The organism is Variovorax sp. GW531-E2, assembly GCF_059423125.1.
This window is the reverse complement of the sequence record NZ_JBWKXQ010000037.1, coordinates 1-20,957: the sequence shown is the minus strand read 5'-3', so window position 1 is coordinate 20,957 and position 20,957 is coordinate 1. Positions and strand designations below refer to the sequence as shown.

The 20,957-nt window shown below is 66.3% G+C and carries 15 protein-coding genes; 14 read left to right on the top strand and 1 reads right to left on the bottom strand.

Going from position 1 to position 20,957, the window contains the following annotated elements; translation table 11 throughout:
- Positions 1 to 58: 58 nt before the first annotated feature.
- Entirely contained in the window at positions 59 to 1,150 is a 1,092-nt protein-coding gene (locus tag AC07XP_RS20565; protein ID WP_095747609.1) for an AraC family transcriptional regulator, read from the bottom strand.
- Between the two features lie 149 nt (positions 1,151 to 1,299).
- On the opposite strand from AC07XP_RS20565, the gene AC07XP_RS20560 reads away from it, so the two are divergent.
- From AC07XP_RS20560 to AC07XP_RS20495, 14 genes are all read left to right on the top strand, one after another.
- Positions 1,300 to 3,132, top strand: coding sequence for a carboxylesterase/lipase family protein (locus tag AC07XP_RS20560; protein ID WP_495265706.1), 1,833 nt, complete (start codon positions 1,300 to 1,302; stop codon positions 3,130 to 3,132).
- A gap of 91 nt (positions 3,133 to 3,223) precedes the next feature.
- Positions 3,224 to 5,098 carry a CocE/NonD family hydrolase gene (locus AC07XP_RS20555; protein WP_495265705.1) on the top strand — a complete coding sequence of 625 codons (1,875 nt, stop codon included), beginning with the start codon at positions 3,224 to 3,226 and terminating at the stop codon, positions 5,096 to 5,098.
- 114 nt (positions 5,099 to 5,212) lie between these two features.
- Positions 5,213 to 6,856 (top strand): 3-(methylthio)propionyl-CoA ligase, encoded by a 1,644-nt coding sequence (locus AC07XP_RS20550; RefSeq protein ID WP_070060678.1) that lies wholly within the window; start codon positions 5,213 to 5,215, stop codon positions 6,854 to 6,856.
- A gap of 140 nt (positions 6,857 to 6,996) precedes the next feature.
- Positions 6,997 to 8,226 (top strand): branched-chain amino acid ABC transporter substrate-binding protein, encoded by a 1,230-nt coding sequence (locus AC07XP_RS20545; protein WP_062471303.1) that lies wholly within the window; start codon positions 6,997 to 6,999, stop codon positions 8,224 to 8,226.
- Positions 8,227 to 8,427: 201 nt separating this feature from the next.
- Positions 8,428 to 9,669: a branched-chain amino acid ABC transporter substrate-binding protein gene (locus AC07XP_RS20540; protein ID WP_062471306.1), complete on the top strand. Its 1,242-nt coding sequence runs from the start codon at positions 8,428 to 8,430 to the stop codon at positions 9,667 to 9,669.
- A gap of 83 nt (positions 9,670 to 9,752) precedes the next feature.
- The gene (locus AC07XP_RS20535; protein ID WP_095745331.1) at positions 9,753 to 10,706 is read left to right on the top strand and encodes a branched-chain amino acid ABC transporter permease; all 954 of its coding nucleotides are present in this window, start codon (positions 9,753 to 9,755) and stop codon (positions 10,704 to 10,706) included.
- A 4-nt stretch (positions 10,707 to 10,710) separates the two neighbouring features.
- The gene (locus AC07XP_RS20530) at positions 10,711 to 12,036 is read left to right on the top strand and encodes a branched-chain amino acid ABC transporter permease (RefSeq protein ID WP_062471312.1); all 1,326 of its coding nucleotides are present in this window, start codon (positions 10,711 to 10,713) and stop codon (positions 12,034 to 12,036) included.
- Positions 12,037 to 12,813, top strand: a complete 777-nt coding sequence (locus tag AC07XP_RS20525; protein ID WP_062471315.1) for an ABC transporter ATP-binding protein — start codon at positions 12,037 to 12,039, stop codon at positions 12,811 to 12,813.
- A 1-nt stretch (position 12,814) separates the two neighbouring features.
- Positions 12,815 to 13,510: an ABC transporter ATP-binding protein gene (locus AC07XP_RS20520; RefSeq protein WP_495265704.1), complete on the top strand. Its 696-nt coding sequence runs from the start codon at positions 12,815 to 12,817 to the stop codon at positions 13,508 to 13,510.
- A gap of 237 nt (positions 13,511 to 13,747) precedes the next feature.
- The gene (locus tag AC07XP_RS20515) at positions 13,748 to 15,850 is read left to right on the top strand and encodes a 3-hydroxyacyl-CoA dehydrogenase NAD-binding domain-containing protein (protein WP_495265703.1); all 2,103 of its coding nucleotides are present in this window, start codon (positions 13,748 to 13,750) and stop codon (positions 15,848 to 15,850) included.
- A 29-nt stretch (positions 15,851 to 15,879) separates the two neighbouring features.
- Entirely contained in the window at positions 15,880 to 17,355 is a 1,476-nt protein-coding gene (locus tag AC07XP_RS20510) for a M20 family peptidase (protein ID WP_492677070.1), read from the top strand.
- Between the two features lie 49 nt (positions 17,356 to 17,404).
- Positions 17,405 to 18,580, top strand: coding sequence for an acetyl-CoA C-acyltransferase (locus AC07XP_RS20505; protein ID WP_495265702.1), 1,176 nt, complete (start codon positions 17,405 to 17,407; stop codon positions 18,578 to 18,580).
- Positions 18,581 to 18,582: 2 nt separating this feature from the next.
- Positions 18,583 to 19,062 (top strand): PaaI family thioesterase, encoded by a 480-nt coding sequence (locus AC07XP_RS20500; protein ID WP_095948561.1) that lies wholly within the window; start codon positions 18,583 to 18,585, stop codon positions 19,060 to 19,062.
- An 18-nt stretch (positions 19,063 to 19,080) separates the two neighbouring features.
- Positions 19,081 to 20,934, top strand: a complete 1,854-nt coding sequence (locus AC07XP_RS20495) for an acyl-CoA dehydrogenase (protein WP_495265701.1) — start codon at positions 19,081 to 19,083, stop codon at positions 20,932 to 20,934.
- Positions 20,935 to 20,957 lie beyond the last annotated feature (23 nt).

Here is a 20,957-nt window from a genome sequence, read left to right as displayed (position 1 = left end):
CAGCGCGCGAAACCCCAGGCCGTTGAGGCCATCGGGCGCGTGGGGCGGGCGGCTCCGCTCAGTTCAGCAGCGCGCCGCGCAGCGCCCCGGCGCCGTCGAGCGCGAGGCTGGCGCGGTACTGGGCCGGCGGCAGGCCGAACCAGCGCTTGCAGGCGCGAAAGAAGTTGCTGACGTCCACGAAGCCCAGCCGGTCGGCCACGTCCGCGAGCGTGTGGCGCTGTTCGGCCAGGTACTGCCTGGCGAGTTCGCGGCGCGTGCGGTCGAGCAGCGCCTGGAACGACACCGACTCTTCCTGCAAGCGGCGCTGCAGCGTGCGGTCGGCCAGCCCGAGGCCCGAGGCCACGTCCTGGCGGCGCGGCTCGCCGTGCTGCAGCCGGCGCGCGATCTCGGCGCACACCAGGCTGGCGGTGGTGGTCTGGCCCAGCAGGTTGAGCTGGTCGTCGAGCAGGTGCTCCTGCATCTCGCCCAGCGCCGGGTGGTGGGTGGGCAGCGGCATGGTCATGTCGGCCGACGACAGCAGCACGCGGTTGGCGGGCGCGTTGAAGCGGATCTCGCAGCCGAAGGCCTCGCGGTGCAGCCGGTCGTTGGCCGGCGGCGGGTAGACGAACTCCATGGCCAGCGGCTGCAGCTCGCGCCGCGTGAGCCACTGGCACTGCATGAGCACGGTCAGCAGGGCGTACTCGACGCGCTGGCGCGGGATCGGCAGGCTGCCACCGGTGTGCTCCATGACCATCCAGCAGCCGCGCGCGTCGGACTGCAGCGAGAACGCGGTGGCGTCGGAGATCACGGCCATGTAGCGCGTGAGCCGCGTGAGCGCCGCGCCCAGGGTGGGGCTGCAGGCCATGGCGTGGCCCACGGTGCCCAGCTTGCTGTGCGTGGCGGCCAGGTCGCGGTCCAGGCCCAGCGTTGGGCGCCCGGCGTGCGCTACGGCCACCTGCCACAGCACGGAGATCTCGTCGACCGGGATGCGCGCGTTCTGGCGGTGCAGCGAGTCGGGGTCGAAGCCGGCATCGCGCAGCAGCGTGGGCACGTTCAGCCCCTCGGCCTCGAACATCGACAGCACCCCCTCCAGCCATGCGGCCGAGCTGGTGCGCAGCTCGGGCTGCGGACAGCCGGGGCGGCGCGACGGCCGGCGCGAATGGCGCGGCAGGGGGGCTTCTGAAGTCATTCGATTGGCTCGCTTGCGATAGCGGTGAAAACGGGGCCGGTTCCTAGAATTTTTCCAGTGCACGGCGGCCCGGAGTATGGGTGCCGCGCGCCAAGCCAGGAATTCCGATTAACCCGGTGTGGAGACAAAACATGAAGACAACGACAACAGCACAAGACCAGGGTGCGGCAGGACAGACGGCGATGGCGCGCGCCATCGCCACCGTGGCCACGCTGGCCGCCGCGGCGGCGCTTGCAGCCTGCGGTGGCGGTTCGTCCGGGGCGACCGCCTTTCCCGTGTTGCCGCCTGCACCGGCTCCGGCACCCGCGCCCGCTCCGGCACCCGCCGCCGACGGCCCGATGGTGCGCCAGACCACGGCCGGCAAGGTCGAGGGCACGGACGAGAGCGCCAGGAATGGCACCTGGTCCTGGAAGGGTGTTCCGTTCGCCCAGCCGCCGGTGGGCGCACTGCGCTGGCGCGCACCGGTCGAGCCCGAAGCCTGGACCGGCATCCGCCCGGCCAAGACCTTCGGCAACGCCTGCCTGCAGATCGGCCGGATCTTCAGCCCCGGCACCAGCAACACCTACGACGCCACCATCGGCACCAACCTGGGCAAGCCGGTCGGCAGCGAAGACTGCCTGTTCGTCAACATCTGGCGTCCGGCCACCACCGAGAAGAACCTGCCGGTGCTGCTGTTCATCCATGGCGGTAGCAACATTTCGGGTTACACGGCCGATCCGCTGTACGACGGCGCGGCGCTGGCCAAGGCCACCAATGCGGTGGTCATCACCGCCAGCTACCGCCTGGGCATCCTGGGCTTCCTGAACATGCCGCAGCTGCGGCCGGGCGGCAGCGCGGGCGACGACTCGGGCAACTTCGCGCTGCTGGACAACATGGCGGCGCTGCGCTTCATTCAAGGCAACGTCGCCAACTTCGGCGGCGACCCGGGCAACGTCACGCTGTCGGGCGAATCGGCCGGCGCGACCAACCTGCTGTCGGTGATGACTTCGCCGATGGCCAAGGGCCTGTTCCACAAGGCCTTCGAGATGAGTGGCGGCATTTCGCTCGCGACCAACCTGCCGCCGGGCACGCTGCCTTCGTTGCAGCCGGCATCGGCCTCGCTGGCACAGGGCCAGGCGATCCTCGAAAAGTTGCTCGTCGCCGACGGCACCGTGGCCGATGCGGCGGCGGCCAAGGTCTACATCGGCACGCGCACGCCGACGCAGATCGCCGAGTACATGCGTGAGCAGGCGGGTGGGGCGCTGCTGACCCAGGTCGCGGCAGCCGGTCTGGGCAGCGTGGCACCCATTCCCGATGGCACGGTGTTGCCGGCGGACCCGATCGGCGCCATCGCAGCCGACAAGTACGTCAAGGTGCCCATGCTCGCGGGCAACACGCGGGACGAAGGCAAGCTCTTCGCGTCGCTGCTGGGCACCATCGGCTTCCCGAAGGCGGGCTGGATCGTCAAGGACGACGCGCGCTTCTCGATGATGTTCGACTTCAACCCCGATGCCGCGCCCACGCTCACGGTGGACCACATCATCGACCCGTTCTACCTTCCGGTAGACAAGGCCGGCACCGGCTACAACGCGGCCACCGCGCTCATCACGAAGGGGCTCTTCGAGGCCAACCGCGACAACCTGCTCAACACCATGAAGACGCGCCAGTCGAACATCTGGCACTACCGCCTCGACTGGTCGCAGGAGGCCGCGCCGTGGAACGACGTGTACGGCGCATCGCACGCCTTCGACCTGCCGTTCGTGTTCGGCAACTTCGAGGGTTCGCTGCTGAGCAACGTGATGGGCGGCAAGGCCAACGAGAAGGGGCGCGTGGCGCTGTCGAAGGCCGTCATGGCCAGCGTCGGGGCCTTCATGCGCAACGGCGATCCGAACACGCCCGAACTCGGTGCCACCTGGGGAACGTGGCCCTCGCAGTTGCTGCTCGACGCCACGCCCACCGCCACGAAGATCACCGCGGCGCCCTGATACAGGGGATCGCCGTCCTGCCCCGAGACGCGCCTGGGCAACGCGTGCCATCCACCAGAACGATCACAGAGACAACACCATGAGGATTTCCATGCACCCCCGCCGATGGCGCCTTGCCGCGTCGCTGCTTGCCATCGCGGCGGGCCTCGCGGCCTGCGGCGGCGGTTCGTCGGGCAGCAGCGGGTTCAGCTTCTTTCCGCCCGCCGCCGAAACGCCACCCGCGCAGCCGCCGGTCACGCCCGAGACGGGCCCGGTCCGCAAGTGGGGCTACATCACGCTGCCCGACGGCAACCGGATGCGCTATTCGCTGCTGTTGCCCAGCGGAGGCAACGCCACCTATCCGCTGCTGGTCGAGTACGACGGCTACAGCTCGGGCTCGGCCCCGAACATCGGCCAGCGCTGGCTGGCCGAGGGCTATGCGGTGATGGGCCTGAACGTGCCGGGCACCGGCTGCTCGACGGGCGACGACCAGGTCTTCGACGCCAGCACCGGCGCGGCCGGTGCCTTCGCCCTCGAATGGGCCGGCAAGCAGCCGTGGTCGAACGGCAAGATCGGCATGATCGGCTACTCGTACTCGGGCTACAACCAGCTGTGGGTGGCGGCGCACCGGCCCAAAGGCCTGCTGGCGATCACGCCCAGCAAGAACGTGACCGATCCGTACCGCGACGTGGGCTACCCGGGCGGCATCAAGAACGTCGGTTTTCCCGCGCAGTGGTGGGGCGGCTTCCCGGCCACCTGGACCCGCGCGGCCGCGCTGGCCGCCAAGCTCGACGGCGACACGGAGTGCGCCAAGACCGTGGCCGACAACATCGAGAAGCTCAAGCGCCCCGATCTCGACCTGACCAAGTGGCTCGAGAACCCGTACGCCGACGGCCTCTACGTGAAGCGCAGTGCGTTCTACGAGACCGGCAAGATCGACATTCCCGCGCTGGGCACCCAGTCGTGGCAGGACGAGCAGATCGGCCCGCGCTCGGGCTACTACGAAGACACCATGGCGCCCGAGAAGATGTGGCTCGTCAGCTCCAACGGCGACCACCACACCAACGTCACCTCCGACTACATCGATGGCACGCTGAAGCGCTTTCTCGCCCATTTCGTGAAGGGCGAGGACAACGGTTTCGAGAAGGAGCCGCACGTGCGCCTGCTGCAGGAAATGCAGCAGACCGACCAGAAGGCGATCAACGGCGCTGCCAAGCTGAAGCAGACGGGCGTGGCCGAGTTCGACCGCCTGCCGGTCAAGGTCAAGCCGATGCGCTTGTGGATGCAGCCGGGCGGCGGGCTCGGCGACGCGAAGCCGACCGCCGGCGCGGCCTCGTCCGACTACCGGTATCCGGCGAAGAGCCCGGTGGTGAACAACCCGGCCGCCGAAGGCTGGCAGGCCGTGGCCGATGCCGAGAAGGACGGCCAGCTCACCTTCACCACCGCCGCCTTGCCCGAGGACCTGAGCTTCTACGGGGAAGGCTCGGCCGACCTGTACCTGAGCGCCACCGCCGACAGCACCGACCTGCAGGTCACGGTGTCGGAAGTGCGGCCCGACGGCAAGGAAATGTTCGTGCAGCGCGGCTGGCTGCGCGCCTCCAAGCGGGCGCTCGACGCCAGCCGCTCCACCGAGCTGCGCCCCTTCGGCGACTTCACCCAGCCGAAGGAAGCGCCGCTGCAGGCCGGCCAGCCCAACCTGGTGCGCATCGAGATCCAGAAGTTCGCCCATGTCTTTCGCGCCGGCTCCAGCATCCGCGTGACGGTGGACTCGCCGTCGCAGACCGGCTTCTGGCTGTTCGGCAACGACACGAGGCCTTCGACCAACACGCTGTGGCACCAGGGCGCGAACGCGTCGAGCATCGTGCTGGGATACGTCGCCTACCCGCATGCGGCCGCGCTGCCCGAGTGCGGCAAGACGCTGCGCCAGCCGTGCCGCACCAACGTGGTGACGGTGCCTGCGGGCACTGGTCCGAAGGCGCCCACTTGAGCCGCTTCGTTCAATCATGCAGTGCGGGTTTGTGTCATTGTGCAAGTGGCCGAAGCTTGCGTGAATCTCTCGTTCGCAACGCTTTTTGAAGTCATTTCACATAGGAGTCCGTAGATGCTGGGTTTGATGCAAGACCAACCGCTTTTGATCTCGTCGCTGATCGAGTTCGTCGAGCGCCACAACGGTGACGGCGAGATCGTCTCGCGCCGTGTCGAGGGCGATATCCACCGCTGCACCTGGAGCGACATCGCATCGCGCGCCAGGCAGGTGGCCAATGCGCTGGATGGCGAGCAACTGCTGTTCAGCGACCGCATCGCCACCCTGGCCTGGAACGGCTACCGCCACCTGGAGCTGTACTACGGCGTGAGCGGCAGCGGCCGCGTGCTGCACACCATCAACCCGCGCCTGCACCCCGACCAGATCGCGTGGATCGCCAACCATGCCGAAGACCAGATCCTGTGCTTCGACCTGAGCTTCCTGCCGCTGGTGCAGGCGGTGCATGCGCGTTGTCCCACGATCCGGAAATGGGTTGCACTGTGTGATGCCGACAAGCTGCCGGCCGACAGCGGCGTGCCCAACCTCGTGAGCTATGAGGCCTGGATCGGCACGCAGTCCACCACCTACGATTGGCCCACCTTCGACGAGAACTCGGCCTCGAGCATGTGCTACACGAGCGGCACCACGGGCAACCCGAAGGCCGCGCTGTACAGCCACCGCTCGACCATGCTGCATGCCTACGCTGCCGCGCTGCCCGATGTCATGCGCATTTCGGCGCAAGACTCGGTGCTGCCGGTGGTGCCGATGTTCCACGTCAACGCCTGGGGCATTCCGTACTCGGCCGCGCTGGTGGGCTGCAAGCTCGTGTTCCCGGGCCCGTCGCTGGACGGCAAGTCGGTGTACGAGCTCATCGAGTCCGAAGGCGTGACCTTCGCGGCCGGCGTGCCCACCGTGTGGCAGATGATGCTGGGCCACATGCAGACCAACGGCCTGAAGTTCAGCAAGCTGAACCGCACCGTCATCGGCGGCTCGGCCTGCCCGCCGGCCATGATCACGGCGTTCCAGGAGAACTACAACGTCGAGGTGCTGCATGCCTGGGGCATGACCGAGATGAGCCCGCTGGGCACGCTGTGCACGCTGAAGAACAAGCACCTGTCGCTGCCCGCCGATGCGCAGCTGCAGATCCGCATGAAGCAGGGCCGCGCCATCTTCGGCGTCGACATGAAGATCGTCGACGGCAACGGCGACGAGCTGCCCTGGGACGGCAAGGCCTACGGCGACCTGTTGGTCAAGGGCCCCTGGGTCGTCAAGGAGTACTACAAGGGCGAGGGCGGCAACCCGCTGGTCGCCGACGCCGCAGGCCGGGGCTGGTTTCCCACCGGCGACGTGGCCACCATCGATGCCGAGGGCTACCTGCAGATCACCGACCGCAGCAAGGACGTGATCAAGTCCGGCGGCGAGTGGATCAGCTCCATCGACATCGAGAACATCGCCGTCGCGCACCCGGCCATCGCCATGGCGGCGTGCATCGGCGTGTTCCACCCCAAGTGGGACGAGCGCCCGATCATCGCCGTCGTGAAGAAGCCCGGCGCCGAAGTCACCCGCGAGGAGCTGCTGAAGTTCTACGAGGGCAAGACCGCCAAGTGGCAGATCCCCGACGACGTGGTGTTCGTGGAGGCCATCCCGATCGGCGCCACCGGCAAGATCCTCAAGACCAAGCTTCGCGAACTGCTCAAGGACTACAAGCTGCCGGGCCTCTGAAGCACGGCCAAAGCCCACCCGCACTGTCGCGCACGCGATAGGAAGGCCGCCCCGGCGGCTTTCCTTCCGGGCATTCCCTGTGCGGCGAAGAAAAGGGCGCTTGTACGCTGGCGTCCCGCCTTTCAACCAGGAGACTCTTCATGCACTTCGGTATCAAGTCAGTGGCCGCCTGCGCCATGTTGGTGAGTGTTTCAGCGTCGTTCGCCCAGAAGGGCGAAACCGTCAAGATCGCCTGGCTGGACCCGCTGTCGGGTCTGATGGCGGCCGTGGGCACCAACCAGCTCAAGACGACCCAGTACCTGGCTGACGAGTTCAACAAGAAGAATGCGTCGGGCGTGAAGTTCGAGATCATCGCGATCGACAACAAGCTGAGCCCGCAGGAGACCACCGCGGCGCTGCGCTCGGCGCAGGACCAGGGCGCGCGCTACATCACCCAGGGCAACGGCTCGGGCCCGGCGCTCGCGATCATCGACGCCGTCGAGAAGAACAACGCGCGCAACCCCGGCAAGGAACTGCTGTACCTGAACTACGCGGCGGTCGATCCCGACCTCACCAACAGCAAGTGCAGCTACTGGCACTTCCGCCTCGATGCCGACACCTCCATGAAGATGGAAGCGCTGACCACCTGGATGAAGGACCAGGCCGATATCAAGAAGGTCTACATCCTGGGCCAGAACTACTCCCACGGCCAGCAGGTGTCCAAGTTCGCCAAGGACAACCTCAAGACCAAGCGCCCCGACATCCAGATCGTGGGCGACGACCTGCACCCGCTCGCGCAGGTGCGCGATTTCTCGCCCTACATCGCCAAGATCAAGGCCTCGGGCGCCGACACGGTCATCACCGGCAACTGGGGTTCCGACCTCTCGCTGCTCATCAAGGCAGCGAACGACTCGGGGCTGGACGTCAAGTTCCTCACGTACTACGCACCGGGCGCCGGCACGCCCACGGCCATGGGCGCCACCTCGGCCGGCAAGGTCTACACCGTGGCCTATGCCCACTACAACATGGGCGGCGAAATCCAGCGGCTGCTGACCGGCTACAAGAAGAAGATGAACGACGACCTGACGCAGTCCTCGATCTATCACACCTTCGCATTGCTCGATGCCGCTTTCGTGCAGACCAAGTCGACCGACCCCGTCAAGGTGGCCGCGGCGCTCGAAGGCATGAAGATCAAGAGCTTCAACGGCGAGGTCGAGATGCGCAAGGCCGACCACCAGCTGCAGCAGGGCCTGTACATCTCGCGCTGGGAGAAGGCCAGCGCCAAGTACCCCTACGACGCCGAGAACACCGGCTACACCAACGTCCCCGTGAAGTATTACGAGTCGTATGTGGCGAGCACGCCCACGACCTGCCAGATGAAGCGCCCCTAGGCGTCTTTGTGAACGCATTTCCTACCCATCGGTAGAAGATACCTACCGCCGGGTAGCAAAAGAAGGAAATGCACTGTCGCCTGCGCGATAGATACGTGCCTTTGCAGCCCCTTCCTTACGGGCATTCCCTGAGGGGTGGGGTGGCAAAGACTTGTACGCTTGTGCAGCGTTTTTGATATCGGTTTGACTAGGAGATATAGATTGAAGTTCGCTCTGAAGATCGCTACCGCCGCCGTGCTCGCGGCAAGTGCCACCGGTGCCCTTGCCCAGAAGGGTGAGACCGTCAAGATCGCGTGGCTGGACCCGCTGTCGGGCCTGATGGCGGCCGTCGGTACCAACCAGCTCAAGACCTTCCAGTTCCTGGCCGAAGAATTCAACAAGAAGAACGTGGCCGGCGTGAAGTTCGAGGTCATCGGCATCGACAACAAGCTCAGCCCGCAGGAAACCACCGCCGCGCTGCGCTCGGCCATGGACCAGGGCGCGCGCTACGTGGTGCAGGGCAACGGCTCCGGCCCGGCGCTGGCCATCATGGACGCGCTCGAAAAGCACAACGCCCGCAACCCGGGCAAGGAAGTCGTGTACTTCAACTACGCGGCCGTTGATCCCGACCTGACCAACAGCAAGTGCAGCTACTGGCACTTCCGCCTCGACGCCGACACCTCCATGAAGATGGAAGCCCTGACCACCTTCATGAAGGATCAGGCCGACATCAAGAAGGTGTACCTGATCAACCAGAACTACTCGCACGGCCAGCAGGTCGCGAAGTACGCCAAGGACAACCTCAAGACCAAGCGCCCCGACGTGCAGATCGTCGGCGACGACCTTCATCCGCTGGCCCAGGTGCGCGACTTCGCGCCCTACATCGCCAAGATCAAGGCCTCGGGCGCCGACACCGTCATCACCGGCAACTGGGGTTCCGACCTCGCGCTGCTCATCAAGTCGGCCAACGACGCAGGCCTGAACGTCAAGTTCTACACCTACTACGCCGTGACCAACGGCACGCCGACCGCCATGGGCGCGGCCTCGGACGGCAAGGTCTACATGGTGGGCTACAGCCACTACAACGCGCCGGGCCCGATCGCGCCGATGATGAACGAGTTCAAGAAGCGCTTCAACGAAGACCTGTACACGACCTCGCCGTACACCGTGTACGCGATGCTCGCCGAAGCCTTCGTGCGCACCAAGTCGACCGACCCCGTCAAGGTGGCGGCCGCCATGGAAGGCATGAAGTTCAAGAGCTTCAACGGCGACGTCGAGATGCGCAAGTCCGACCACCAGCTGCAGCAGGGCCTGTGGATCACGCGCTGGCAGAAGGCCGACGCGAAGAGCCCGTACAGCCCGGAAAACACCGGCTACACGCTGGCACCGGTCAAGTACTACGAGCCCTACGTCTCGAGCACGCCCACCTCGTGCCAGATGAAGCGACCCGGCGGCGCCTCCTGATCGCCCGCTGATCGCCCCCTGACCGGTCGAGGCCCGACTTCAACACTCGGGCCTCTTTCTTTTTCAACCGACACGGAAGACCGATGAACGTCGAATTCTTCGTCATCTCACTGCTCAACGGCGTCAGCTACGGCCTGCTGTTGTTCATGCTGAGCTCTGGCCTTACGCTGATCTTCAGCATGATGGGTGTGCTCAACTTTGCACACGCCAGCTTCTACATGCTGGGCGCCTATTTCGCCTACACCCTGTCAGGCATCGTCGGCTTCTGGCCCGCGCTCTTTCTCTCGCCGCTGCTGGTGGGGGCACTGGGTGCGGCCTTCGAGCGCTACAGCCTGCGCCGGGTCCACAAGTTCGGCCACGTGCCCGAGCTGTTGGTGACCTTCGGTCTTTCGTACCTCATCCTCGAGCTGGTCCAGCTGGTCTGGGGCCGCTCCACGGTGCCCTACGGCCTGCCCGAGGCGCTGCAGGGTCCGCTGTTCTCGCTGTACGGCACGCAGTTTCCCAAGTCGCGCTCGTTCATCATGCTGGTGGCGATGCTGATGCTGGTGTCCGTGTGGCTGCTGCTCACGCGCACGCGCATCGGCCTGGTGATCCAGGCGGCGCTGAAGCACCCCGACATGGTCGAGGCGCTGGGCCACAACGTGCCGCGCGTGTTCATGCTGGTGTTTGGCGGCGGTGCCGCGCTGGCCGGCCTGGCGGGCGTGATCGGCGGCAACACTTACGTCACCGAGCCGGCCATGGCCGGCTCGGTCGGCACCATCATCTTCGTGGTGGTGGTGGTCGGCGGCATGGGTTCGCTGGCCGGCGCCTTCCTGGCGTCGCTGCTGATCGGCATCATCCAGACCTTCGCCGTGGCGCTGGACCACTCGCTGGCCACCGCGCTGCAGGCCCTGGGCGTGGCCGTGAGCGACCAGACCTTCGGCTACGAGCTGCTCAAGCTCACCATCTCGCAGGTCGCACCGATCCTGCCGTACCTGTTCCTCGTGCTGATCCTCATCTTCCGCCCGAAGGGTCTTCTGGGCACCCGGGAGGACTGACACCATGACCACCGCAACCACCACTTCACCGACGACCCCGACGCGGTACTACCGCTTCAAGCCCTGGAACATCGGGCGCTACCTGGTCTGGGCGCTGTTCGCCCTGGTGCTGATCATCTCGCCGATGCTGTTCAAGAGCAGCCTGGCGCTGACGATGCTCTCGCAGATGGGCTACCTGATCATCATCTGCCTGAGCTACAACATCCTGCTGGGGCAGGGCGGCATGCTGAGCTTCGGCCATGCCGTGTACACCGGCCTGGGCTCGTTCATCGCCATCCATGCGATGAACATGGCGACCAAGGGCGGCCCGACGATTCCGCTGGTGCTCATTCCGCTTGTCGGCGGGCTGGCGGGGATGTTCTTCGCCATCCTGCTGGGCTTCGTGACCACCAAGAAGTCGGGCACCACCTTCGCCATGATCACCATGGGCATCGGCGAGCTCGTGGCCTCGATGGCGCTGATGTTCCCCAGCTTCTTCGGCGGCGAGGGCGGCATCACCACCGACCGCGTGTACGGCCCGAGCTTCTTCGGCTTCACCTTCGGTCCGCAGATCCAGGTGTACTACCTGATCGCCGCGTACTGCTTCGTGTGCACCGCCCTGATGTATGCCTTCACCGGCACGCCGCTGGGCCGCATGCTGAACGCGGTGCGCGACAACCCGGAGCGCGTGGAGTTCATCGGCTACAACACGCAGCGCGTGCGCTACTTCGCGTTCATCATCGCGGGCTTCTTCGCCGGCATCGGCGGCGGCCTGGCCTCGATCAACTTCGAGATCGTGAACGCGGCCGACAGCCTGAACGCCATCCGCTCGGGCGGCTACCTGCTGTTCACCTTCCTGGGCGGCGCGGTGTTCTTCTTCGGCCCGATCATCGGCGCGGTGCTGCTGGTGTTCGCCTCGATCCTGCTGTCCGAACTGTCGAAGGCCTGGCAGCTGTACTTCGGCCTGGTGTTCGTGTTCATGGTGATGTTCGCCCCCGGCGGCATCGCCAGCCTGGTCATGATGAACCTGCGCGTGGCCAAGTTCGGCAAGTTCAACCGCTTCTGGGGCCTGTACGCCGCGCTTGCCGTGGCCCTGGTGCCAGTGGTGGTGGGCGCTGCCGCGCTGATCGAGATGATCTATCACATCCAGCTCAACGCGGCGATGGGCCCGGACCTGAAGTTCTTCGGCACCATGCTGAACACGGCGGGCGTGACCAGCTGGCTGGGCGCCATCGCGATCCTGGCCGTGGGCCTGGGCCTGCTCGAGGTGGCACGGCGCCGCTTCGTGCGGGTCTGGGGCCAGGCGCAGGAAGAGATCGAAGCAGAAATCAAACGTCGGGAGGCGGCGTAAATGAGCGCGCAATACGCATTGGAACTGAAGGCGCTGCGCAAGAATTTCGGCAAGACCGAAATCATCCGCGGCGTGGACTTGGCGGTGAAGGCCGGCGAACGCATCGCCGTGATCGGGCCGAACGGCGCGGGCAAGTCGACGCTGTTCAACCTGATCAGCGGGCGGCTCACGCCCACCAGCGGCGAGGTGCTGCTCAACGGGCAGCGCATCGACGGCAAGAAGCCCTATGAAATCAACCGCCTGGGGCTGTCGCGCAGCTTCCAGATCACCAACATCTTCCCGAAGCTCAGCGTCTTCGAGAACCTGCGCTGCGGCGTGCTGTGGAGCCTGGGCTACAAGTACACGTTCCTGCGCTTTCTCTCGAACCTGGACGACGCCAACGCGCGCACCGAAGAGCTCATCAAGCAGATCGGCCTGGAGCGCAAGCGCGACGTGCATGCGGTGAACCTCACCTATGCCGAGCAGCGCGCGCTCGAGATCGGCGTGACGATTGCTGGCGGCGCTGGCGTCATCCTGCTGGACGAGCCCACGGCCGGCATGAGCAAGACCGAGACCTCGCACTTCATCTCGCTCATCAAGCACGTCACCGTCGGCAAGACGCTGTTGACGGTGGAGCACGACATGGGCGTGGTCTTCGGGCTGGCCGACAAGATCGCCGTGGTGGTCTACGGCGAAGTCATCGCCTTCGACACGCCGGCTGCCGTGCGCGCCAATGCACGCGTGCAGGAGGCGTATCTGGGTTCGTCGGTTGCCGACGCGCAAGGGGCGGGACACTGACATGCTGAAGCTTCACGACATCCACGCCTACTACGGCAAGAGCCATGTGCTGCATGGCGTTTCCTTCGACGTCCGCCCGGGCGAGATCGTGGCCCTGCTGGGTCGCAACGGCTCGGGCCGTTCGACCACGGCCAAGGCCATCATGGGCCTGGTGCATGCCGAGGGCACGCTGCAGTGGAAGGGCGGCGACATCCTGCGTCGCAAGGCCTACGAGATCGCGCACATGGGCATCGGCTACGTGCCCGAGAACCGCGACATCTTCCCCAAGCTCACGGTGCACCAGAACCTGCTGCTGGGGCAGAAGGGCTCGGGCAAGGGCAGCCGCTGGTCCTTCGACGACATGTACGGCATGTTCCCGCGCCTGAAGGAGCGCCAGCACACCGAGGCCGGCGTGCTCTCGGGCGGCGAGCAGCAGATGCTCACGCTGTGCCGCACGCTCATGGGCGACCCCGACCTGATCATCATCGACGAGCCCACCGAGGGCCTCGCGCCCAAGATCGTCGAGCTGGTGGGGCAGTACCTGCGCACGCTGAAGGACAAGGGCATCTCGGTGCTCCTCATCGAGCAGAAGCTCACCATCGCGATGCAGATTTCCGACCGCGCGCTCGTCATGGGCCACGGCAGCATCGTGTTCGACGGGACGCCTGACAGCCTGCGCGCAGACGGCAATACCCGCAGGGAGTGGCTGGAGGTTTAAGCAAACCCCCAGGCTTCGCGCACTTCGTGTCGCGCGCGCCAACCCCCTTGCAGGGGGCAACACCTGCGGCCCGGCAAAGCCGGTTCCGCGGTGTTCCTGGAAAGTCCGGCTCTCTCTTGAGGCCCTTGTCCCGACAGCGACTGCGTGCCATTGTTCGGCCACGCAAAACGCCTAGAATCCTCGAAAAAGAACACTCGTGCTTTTTCTTCTTTTTCTTCACACACCAAGGAACGCAGCATGACGGCTGAATACAAAGTGCTCGGCGATGTCGCCGTGATCACCCTGACCAACCCGCCGGTCAACGGTCTCGGCTTCTCGACACGCATCGGCATCACCGACGGCCTGTCCAAGGCCAATGCCGACAGCGCCGTCAAGGCCATCGTCATCACCGGCGCCGGCAAGGCGTTCTCGGGCGGTGCGGACATCAAGGAATTCGGCACGCCCAAGGCGCTGCAAGAGCCCAACCTGCTGAGCGTGATCCTCTCGCTCGAAGCCTCGCCCAAGCCCATCGTCGCAGCCATCCACTCCGTGTGCATGGGCGGCGGCCTGGAGCTGGCCCTGGGCTGCCACTACCGCGTGGCCGCACCCGGCACCAGCGTGGCACTGCCTGAAGTCAAGCTCGGCCTGCTGCCGGGCGCCGGTGGCACGCAGCGCCTGCCGCGCGTGCTCGGCGTGGAAACCGCCCTGAACATGATCGTCAGCGGCGAGCCCGTGAAGAGCGAGCTGCTCGCCAGCCTGCCGGGCCAGAAGCTGTTCGACAAGCTGGCCGCCTCGGCCGAGTCGGTGTTCGACGAAGCCGTCGAGTTCGCCAAGTCGGTTGCTGCCAAGGGCGGCGAGCTGCCGCTCGTGCGCAACCTGCCGTGCAAGCACCCGCAAGGCGATGCCTACTTCCAGTTCGCCAAGAACATGGTCGGCGGCATGTCGAAGAACTACCCCGCGCCGCTGAAGTGCGTCGACGCCGTGCAGGCCGCGACCAAGATGAAGTTCGACGACGGCATGGCCGAAGAGCGTCGTCTCTTCACCGCGCTGATGTTCACGCCCGAATCGCTGGCCCTGCGCCACCTGTTCATGGCCGAGCGCGCCGCGAGCAAGATTCCCGACGTGCCCGAAGACACGCCCAAGCGCGACATCAAGGCCGTGGGCGTGATCGGCGCCGGCACCATGGGCGGCGGCATCTCGATGAACTTCCTGAACGCGGGCATCCCCGTGAAGATCCTCGAGATGAAGCAAGAGGCGCTCGACCGCGGCATTGCCACCATCAAGAAGAACTACGAAGCCCAGGTCAAGAAGGGCAAGCTCAAGCAGGACAAGTACGAGCAGCGCATGGCGCTTCTGAGCACCACGCTGAGCTACGACGACCTGAAGGACGCCGACCTCATCATCGAAGCGGTGTTCGAAGAAATCGGCGTCAAGGAAAAGGTCTTCAAGGAACTCGATCGCGTCGCCAAGAAGGGCGCCATCCTGGCCTCCAACACCTCGACGCTCGACGTCGACAAGATCGCCTCGTTCACCGACCGTCCGCAGGACGTGGTCGGCATGCACTTCTTCAGCCCGGCCAATGTGATGAAGCTGCTCGAAGTGGTGCGCGGCAAGGCCACGTCCAAGGACGTGCTGGCCACCGTGATGGCCATCGGCAAGAAGATCAAGAAGACCTCCGTCGTGTCGGGCGTGTGCGACGGCTTCATCGGCAACCGCATGATCGAACAGTACAGCCGCCAGGCCGGCTTCCTGCTGGACGAAGGCGCCACGCCGCAGCAGGTCGACAAGGCCATCGAGAAGTTCGGCTTTGCCATGGGCCCGTTCCGCATGGGCGACCTGGCCGGCAACGACATCGGCTGGGCGATCCGCAAGCGTCGCGCCGTCGAGCGCGCCGACATGAAGTACAGCCGCACGGCCGACAAGCTGTGCGAGCTGGGCCGCTTCGGCCAGAAGACCGGGGCAGGGTGGTACGACTACCAGGCCGGCAAGCGCGACGCCATTCCGTCGGAACTCGTCAACAAGATGATCGAGGACCACCGCAAGGAACTGGGCATCACGCCGCGCAAGATCTCCGACACGGAAATCGTGCAGCGCCTGGTGTTCGCCCTCGTCAACGAAGGCGCGCACATCCTGGAAGACGGCATTGCTTCCAAGTCGGGCGACATCGACATGGTGTACCTCACCGGCTACGGCTTCCCGATCTACCGCGGTGGCCCGATGCACTACGCCTCGCAGGTCGGCCTGTACAACGTGGCCGAGACGATGAAGCGCTTTGCGCAGAACCCGCGCGACGACGCCGAGTTCTGGCAGCCCGCACCGCTGATCCAGAAGCTGGTGGCCGAAGGCAAGTCCTTCAGCTGAGACGACTGAACCCAGGATCAAGACCGCCCATGTTGAAACGCATCTTCCTCGGGCTGCTGCTGGTGCTCCTGGCACTGGTGGCGGCCGTGGCGGTCAAGACCTGGACCACGCCATCGCAGCAACTCGCGGTGGCGCCCGCACCCAAGCTGGACATCGATCTGCAGGCAGCCGCCAAACGGCTGTCTACGGCGATCACGTTCCGCACGGTGTCGAGCATGGACGACTCGGCCGCCAACGCGGCCGAGTTCGACAAGCTCCACGCTTACCTCGAACAGCAGTACCCCAAGGTCCACGCCACCCTGAAGAAGGAAGTCGTGGGCAACAAGGCACTGCTCTACACATGGGCCGGCACCGACCCGTCCGCCAAGCCCATCGCACTGATGGCGCACCAGGACATGGTGCCCATCGCCCCCGGCACTGAAAAAGCCTGGACGGTCGACCCCTTCGCCGGCGAGATCAAGGACGGTTTCGTCTGGGGCCGCGGCACGCTCGACAACAAGAGCAATCTTTTCGCGCAGATGGAAGCCATCGAGCTGCTCATCGGCGCCGGCTTCAAGCCGAAGCAGACCGTCTACCTTGTGATGGGTGACGACGAAGAAGTCAGCGGCCTGCGCGGTGCGCTGCCCATCGCCGAGCTGCTCAAGTCGCGCAACGTGCGCCTGGACTGGGTGCTCGACGAAGGCCTGCTGGTGCTCGACGGCGTGCTGCCCGGCCTAAGCAAGCCCGCGGCGCTCATCGGCCTGGCCGAGAAGGGCTACGGCACCTTCTTCCTGTCGCTGGACACCGCCCCCGGCCATTCGTCGATGCCGCCGCAACACAGCGCCATCGGCAGCATGAGCGCCGCATTGGCCCGGCTCGAAGCCAACCCGATGCCCGGCGGCATCCAGGGCGTGGCGGGCCAGATGTTCGGCGCGCTCGCGCCCGAAATGAGCGGCGTCAACCGCGTGATGCTGTCCAACCTGTGGCTCACCGAGTCGCTGGTGCGCGGCCAGCTCGAGAAGAGCCCGAGCAGCAACGCCATGCTGCGCACGACCACGGCGCTGACCATCGTGCGCGCCGGCAACAAGGACAACGTGCTGCCCGGCCGCGCCGAGGCGGCCGTCAACTTCCGCATCCTGCCGGGCGACAGCATCGCGAGCGTCGAGGCGCACTTGCGCAAGACGCTGGCCAACGACGACATCAAGATCAAGCAGTACCCCGGCAACTCGGAGCCGTCGCCGGTGTCGCCCACCGACAGCACCGGCTACCGCGCGATCCAGCAGGCGGTGCGTCAGAGCTTCCCCGATGCCGTGGTGGCACCCGGCCTCATGACCGCCGCCACCGATTCGCGCCACTTCAGCCTCGTGAGCGACGCCGTCTTTCGCTTCTCGCCGTTCCGCGTGAAGAGCGAAGACCTGGCGCGCTTTCATGGCAACAACGAACGCCTGGCCATCTCGAACTACGGCGAGATGATCGGCTTCTATCACCAGCTCCTGAGCAACACCAACGCTGCTCCGGCGCAATGACGACCCCGTCTTCTCCCTCTTTTCCCTTCCATCTTCAAAGGACCTCACCATGACCAGCGCCGTCATCGTTTCCACCGCCCGCACGCCGCTCGCGAAGAGCTGGAAGGGTGCCTTCAACATGACGCACGGCGCCACGCTGGGCGGCCATGCCGTGCAGCACGCGGTGCAGCGCGCCGGCATCGACCCGGCCTCGGTCGACGACGTCATCATGGGTTGCGCCACGCCTGAAGGCGCCACCGGTTCCAACATCGCGCGCCAGATCGCCCTGCGCGCCGGCCTGCCGGTCACCACCTCGGGCATGACCATCAACCGCTTCTGCTCGTCTGGCCTGCAGACCATCGCCACCGCCGCCCAGCGCATCATCGCGGGCGAGGGCGACGTGTACGTGGCCGGCGGCGTCGAGAGCATCTCGTGCGTGCAGAACGAAGCCAACACGCACATGCTGGCCGACCCCTGGCTCGTGAAGCACAAGCCCGAGATCTACTGGAACATGCTGCAGACCGCCGAGCAGGTCGCCAAGCGCTACAACATCGGCCGCGACGCCATGGACGAGTACGGCGCACAGAGCCAGCAGCGCGCCACCGCCGCGCTCGAAGCCGGCCTCTTCAAGGCTGAGATCGCCCCCATCACCGTGCTGGCCGGCGTGGCCGACCCCGTGATGGGCCTGCGCACCAAGGAAGTCACGATCGAGAACGACGAAGGCATCCGCCCCGGCACCACCAAGGAAGGCATCAGCGGCATCCGCTCGGCCATGCCCGGCGGCCTGATCTCGGCCGGCAACGCCAGCCAGTTCTCCGACGGCGGCGGCGCCTGCGTGCTGGTCGACGAGAAGTACGCGCAGCAGAAGGGCCTGGCGCCCATCGGCCGTTTCCTCGGCTTCGCCGTGGCCGGCTGCGAACCCGACGAAATGGGCATCGGCCCGGTCTTCGCCATCCCCAAGGTGCTCAAGCGCCTGGGCCTCACGGTCAACGACATCGATCTGTGGGAGCTGAACGAAGCCTTCGCCGTGCAGGTCATCTACTGCCGCGACAAGCTGGGCATTCCGGGCGACCGCCTGAATGTCAACGGCGGCGCCATCGCCGTGGGCCACCCTTACGGCGTGAGCGGCCAGCGCCTGACGGGCCATGCGCTCATCGAAGGCAAGCGCCGCGGCGCCAAGAAGGTCGTGGTCACGATGTGCATCGGCGGCGGCATGGGCGCTGCGGGCGTGTTCGAGGTCCTGTAACCATGTCCGGCTTGGGCAATGACCAGGAGGTCTCGCCCGAAGCCGTCCTGGCCTACGGCCGCAGCGTGCTGGCCGCGCAGCCCTTCAGCGTGCTGATCGGCGCCGAGCTGCATGCACTCGCGCCGGGCCATGCCGAGCTGCAGCTGCCGCTCGGCGCGCAGCTGAAGCAGCAGCACGGTTTCGCCCATGGCGGCATCGTGAGCTACATGGCCGACAACGCGCTGACCTTTGCCGGCGGCAGTGCCTTGCGCGTGCCGGTCGTGACCTCCGAATTCAAGATCAACTACGTGCGGCCCGCCATCGGCCAGCGGCTGATTGCGCGCGCCCGGGCCGTGCACACCGGCAGCTCGCAGGCCGTGTGCACCTGCGAGGTGGTGGCGGTGGCCGACGACGGCACCGAGAAGCTCTGCGCGCTGGCGCAGGGCACCATCGCCAAGCTGCCCGATTCCCCGAAGAAGACTTCGTCGCCCGCGAAGTCGTAGCCTGAAGAAGACATCACCATGAGCCTGCGTCCCACCCTCGACTTTCTGCTCTACGACTGGCTCGACGCCGAGAAGCTCAACCAGAGCGAGCGTTTTGCCGACCACTCGCGCGAGACCTTCGACGCCGTGCTCGACACCTGCGAGCGCATCGCGCGCGAAAAGTACGCGCCGTTCAACCGCACCGTCGACACGCAGGAGCCGCATTTCGACGGCGAGAAGGTCATCCTGCCGCAGGCCACGCACGACGCGCACAAGGCCTTCGTCGAGTCCGGCATGCTGAGTGCCGCACAGGACTACGACATCGGCGGCATGCAGCTGCCCTACACGGTGCAGGCCGCGGCCAACAGCTTCTTCGCGATGGCCTCGGTGAGCATCGGCTCGAACATGCTCACCAGCGGCAACGCCAACCTGCTCATGGTGCACGGCACCGAGAAGCAGAAAGAGGTGTTTGCCAAGAACGAATTTTCGGGCCGCTGGGCGGGCACCATGTGCCTGTCGGAGCCCCAGGCCGGCTCGTCGCTGAGCGACGTGGCCACGCGCGCCGTGCCCGACGGCGCCGACTTTCAAAACGACCCGCTGGGCCCGCGCTACCGGCTCACGGGCAACAAGATGTGGATCTCGGCCGGCGACCACGAGTTGACCGAGAACATCGTGCACATCGTGCTGGCCAAGATCCCCGACGAGAACGGCAAGCTCATTCCGGGCACGCGCGGTATTTCGCTGTTCATCGTGCCCAAGCGCATGGTGGACACGCAGGGCGAACTCACGGGCGAGCGCAACGACGTGGCACTGGCCGGCCTGAACCACAAGCTCGGCTGGCGCGGCACCACCAACACGCTGCTGAACTTCGGCGAGGGCAAGTACCCGGTCGGCGGCAAGGCCGGCGCGGTGGGCTACCTGGTCGGCGCGCCCGGCAAGGGCCTGCACTGCATGTTCCACATGATGAACGAGGCCCGCATCGGCGTCGGCACCGCCGCCACCATGCTCGGCATGGCCGGCTACTACGCCTCGCTCGACTACGCCAAGAGCCGCCCGCAGGGCCGGCTGGTGAAGAAGCCCGAAGCCGCCGGCGCCGCCGTGGCCAAGGACTCGACCGCGCCGCAGGTGCGCATCATCGAGCACGCCGACGTGCGCCGCATGCTGCTTGCCCAGAAGGCGTACTGCGAGGGCGCGCTGGCGCTGGAGCTGTACTGCGCCCGCCTGGTCGACACGCAAAAAACCGGCGACGCCGCGCAGGCCGACGACGCCCGCCTGCTGCTGGAGGTGCTCACGCCCATCGCCAAGAGCTGGCCCAGCGAGTGGTGCCTGGAGGCCAATTCGCTGGCGATCCAGGTGCACGGCGGCTACGGCTACACGCGCGATTTCCCGGTGGAGCAGTACTGGCGCGACAACCGCCTGAACATGATCCACGAGGGCACGCACGGCATCCAGGCGGCCGACCTGCTGGGCCGCAAGGTGCTGATGGAAAAGGGCCGCGGCCTGCAGCTGCTGGCCGGGCGCGTCACCGAGACCATCGGCCGCGCCGCCAGGGTGCCCGCGCTGGCGCCGCACGCCAAGGCGCTGGGCGCCGCGCTGCAGCACATCGGCAGCGCCACGGAGGCCGCCTGGTCCACCGGCGACCCGGCCGACGCGCTGGCCAACGCCGTGCCCTACATGCAGGCCTTCGGCCACACGGTGCTGGCCTGGCTCTGGCTCGACGTGGCGCTGCGGGCGCTGGAAATCGACGCACAGAAGGCGAGGGCGGTAACAGCTGGCAAGATCGGCGCCACGGACTATTTCTTCCACTACGAGCTGCCGAAAATCGGTGCCTGGCTCCAGGTGGTCGAAACCCGTGACCCGACCTGTACCGCTTTGCCCGAGGACGCTTTCTGACAATGGCCAACGCCGCCCCGAAC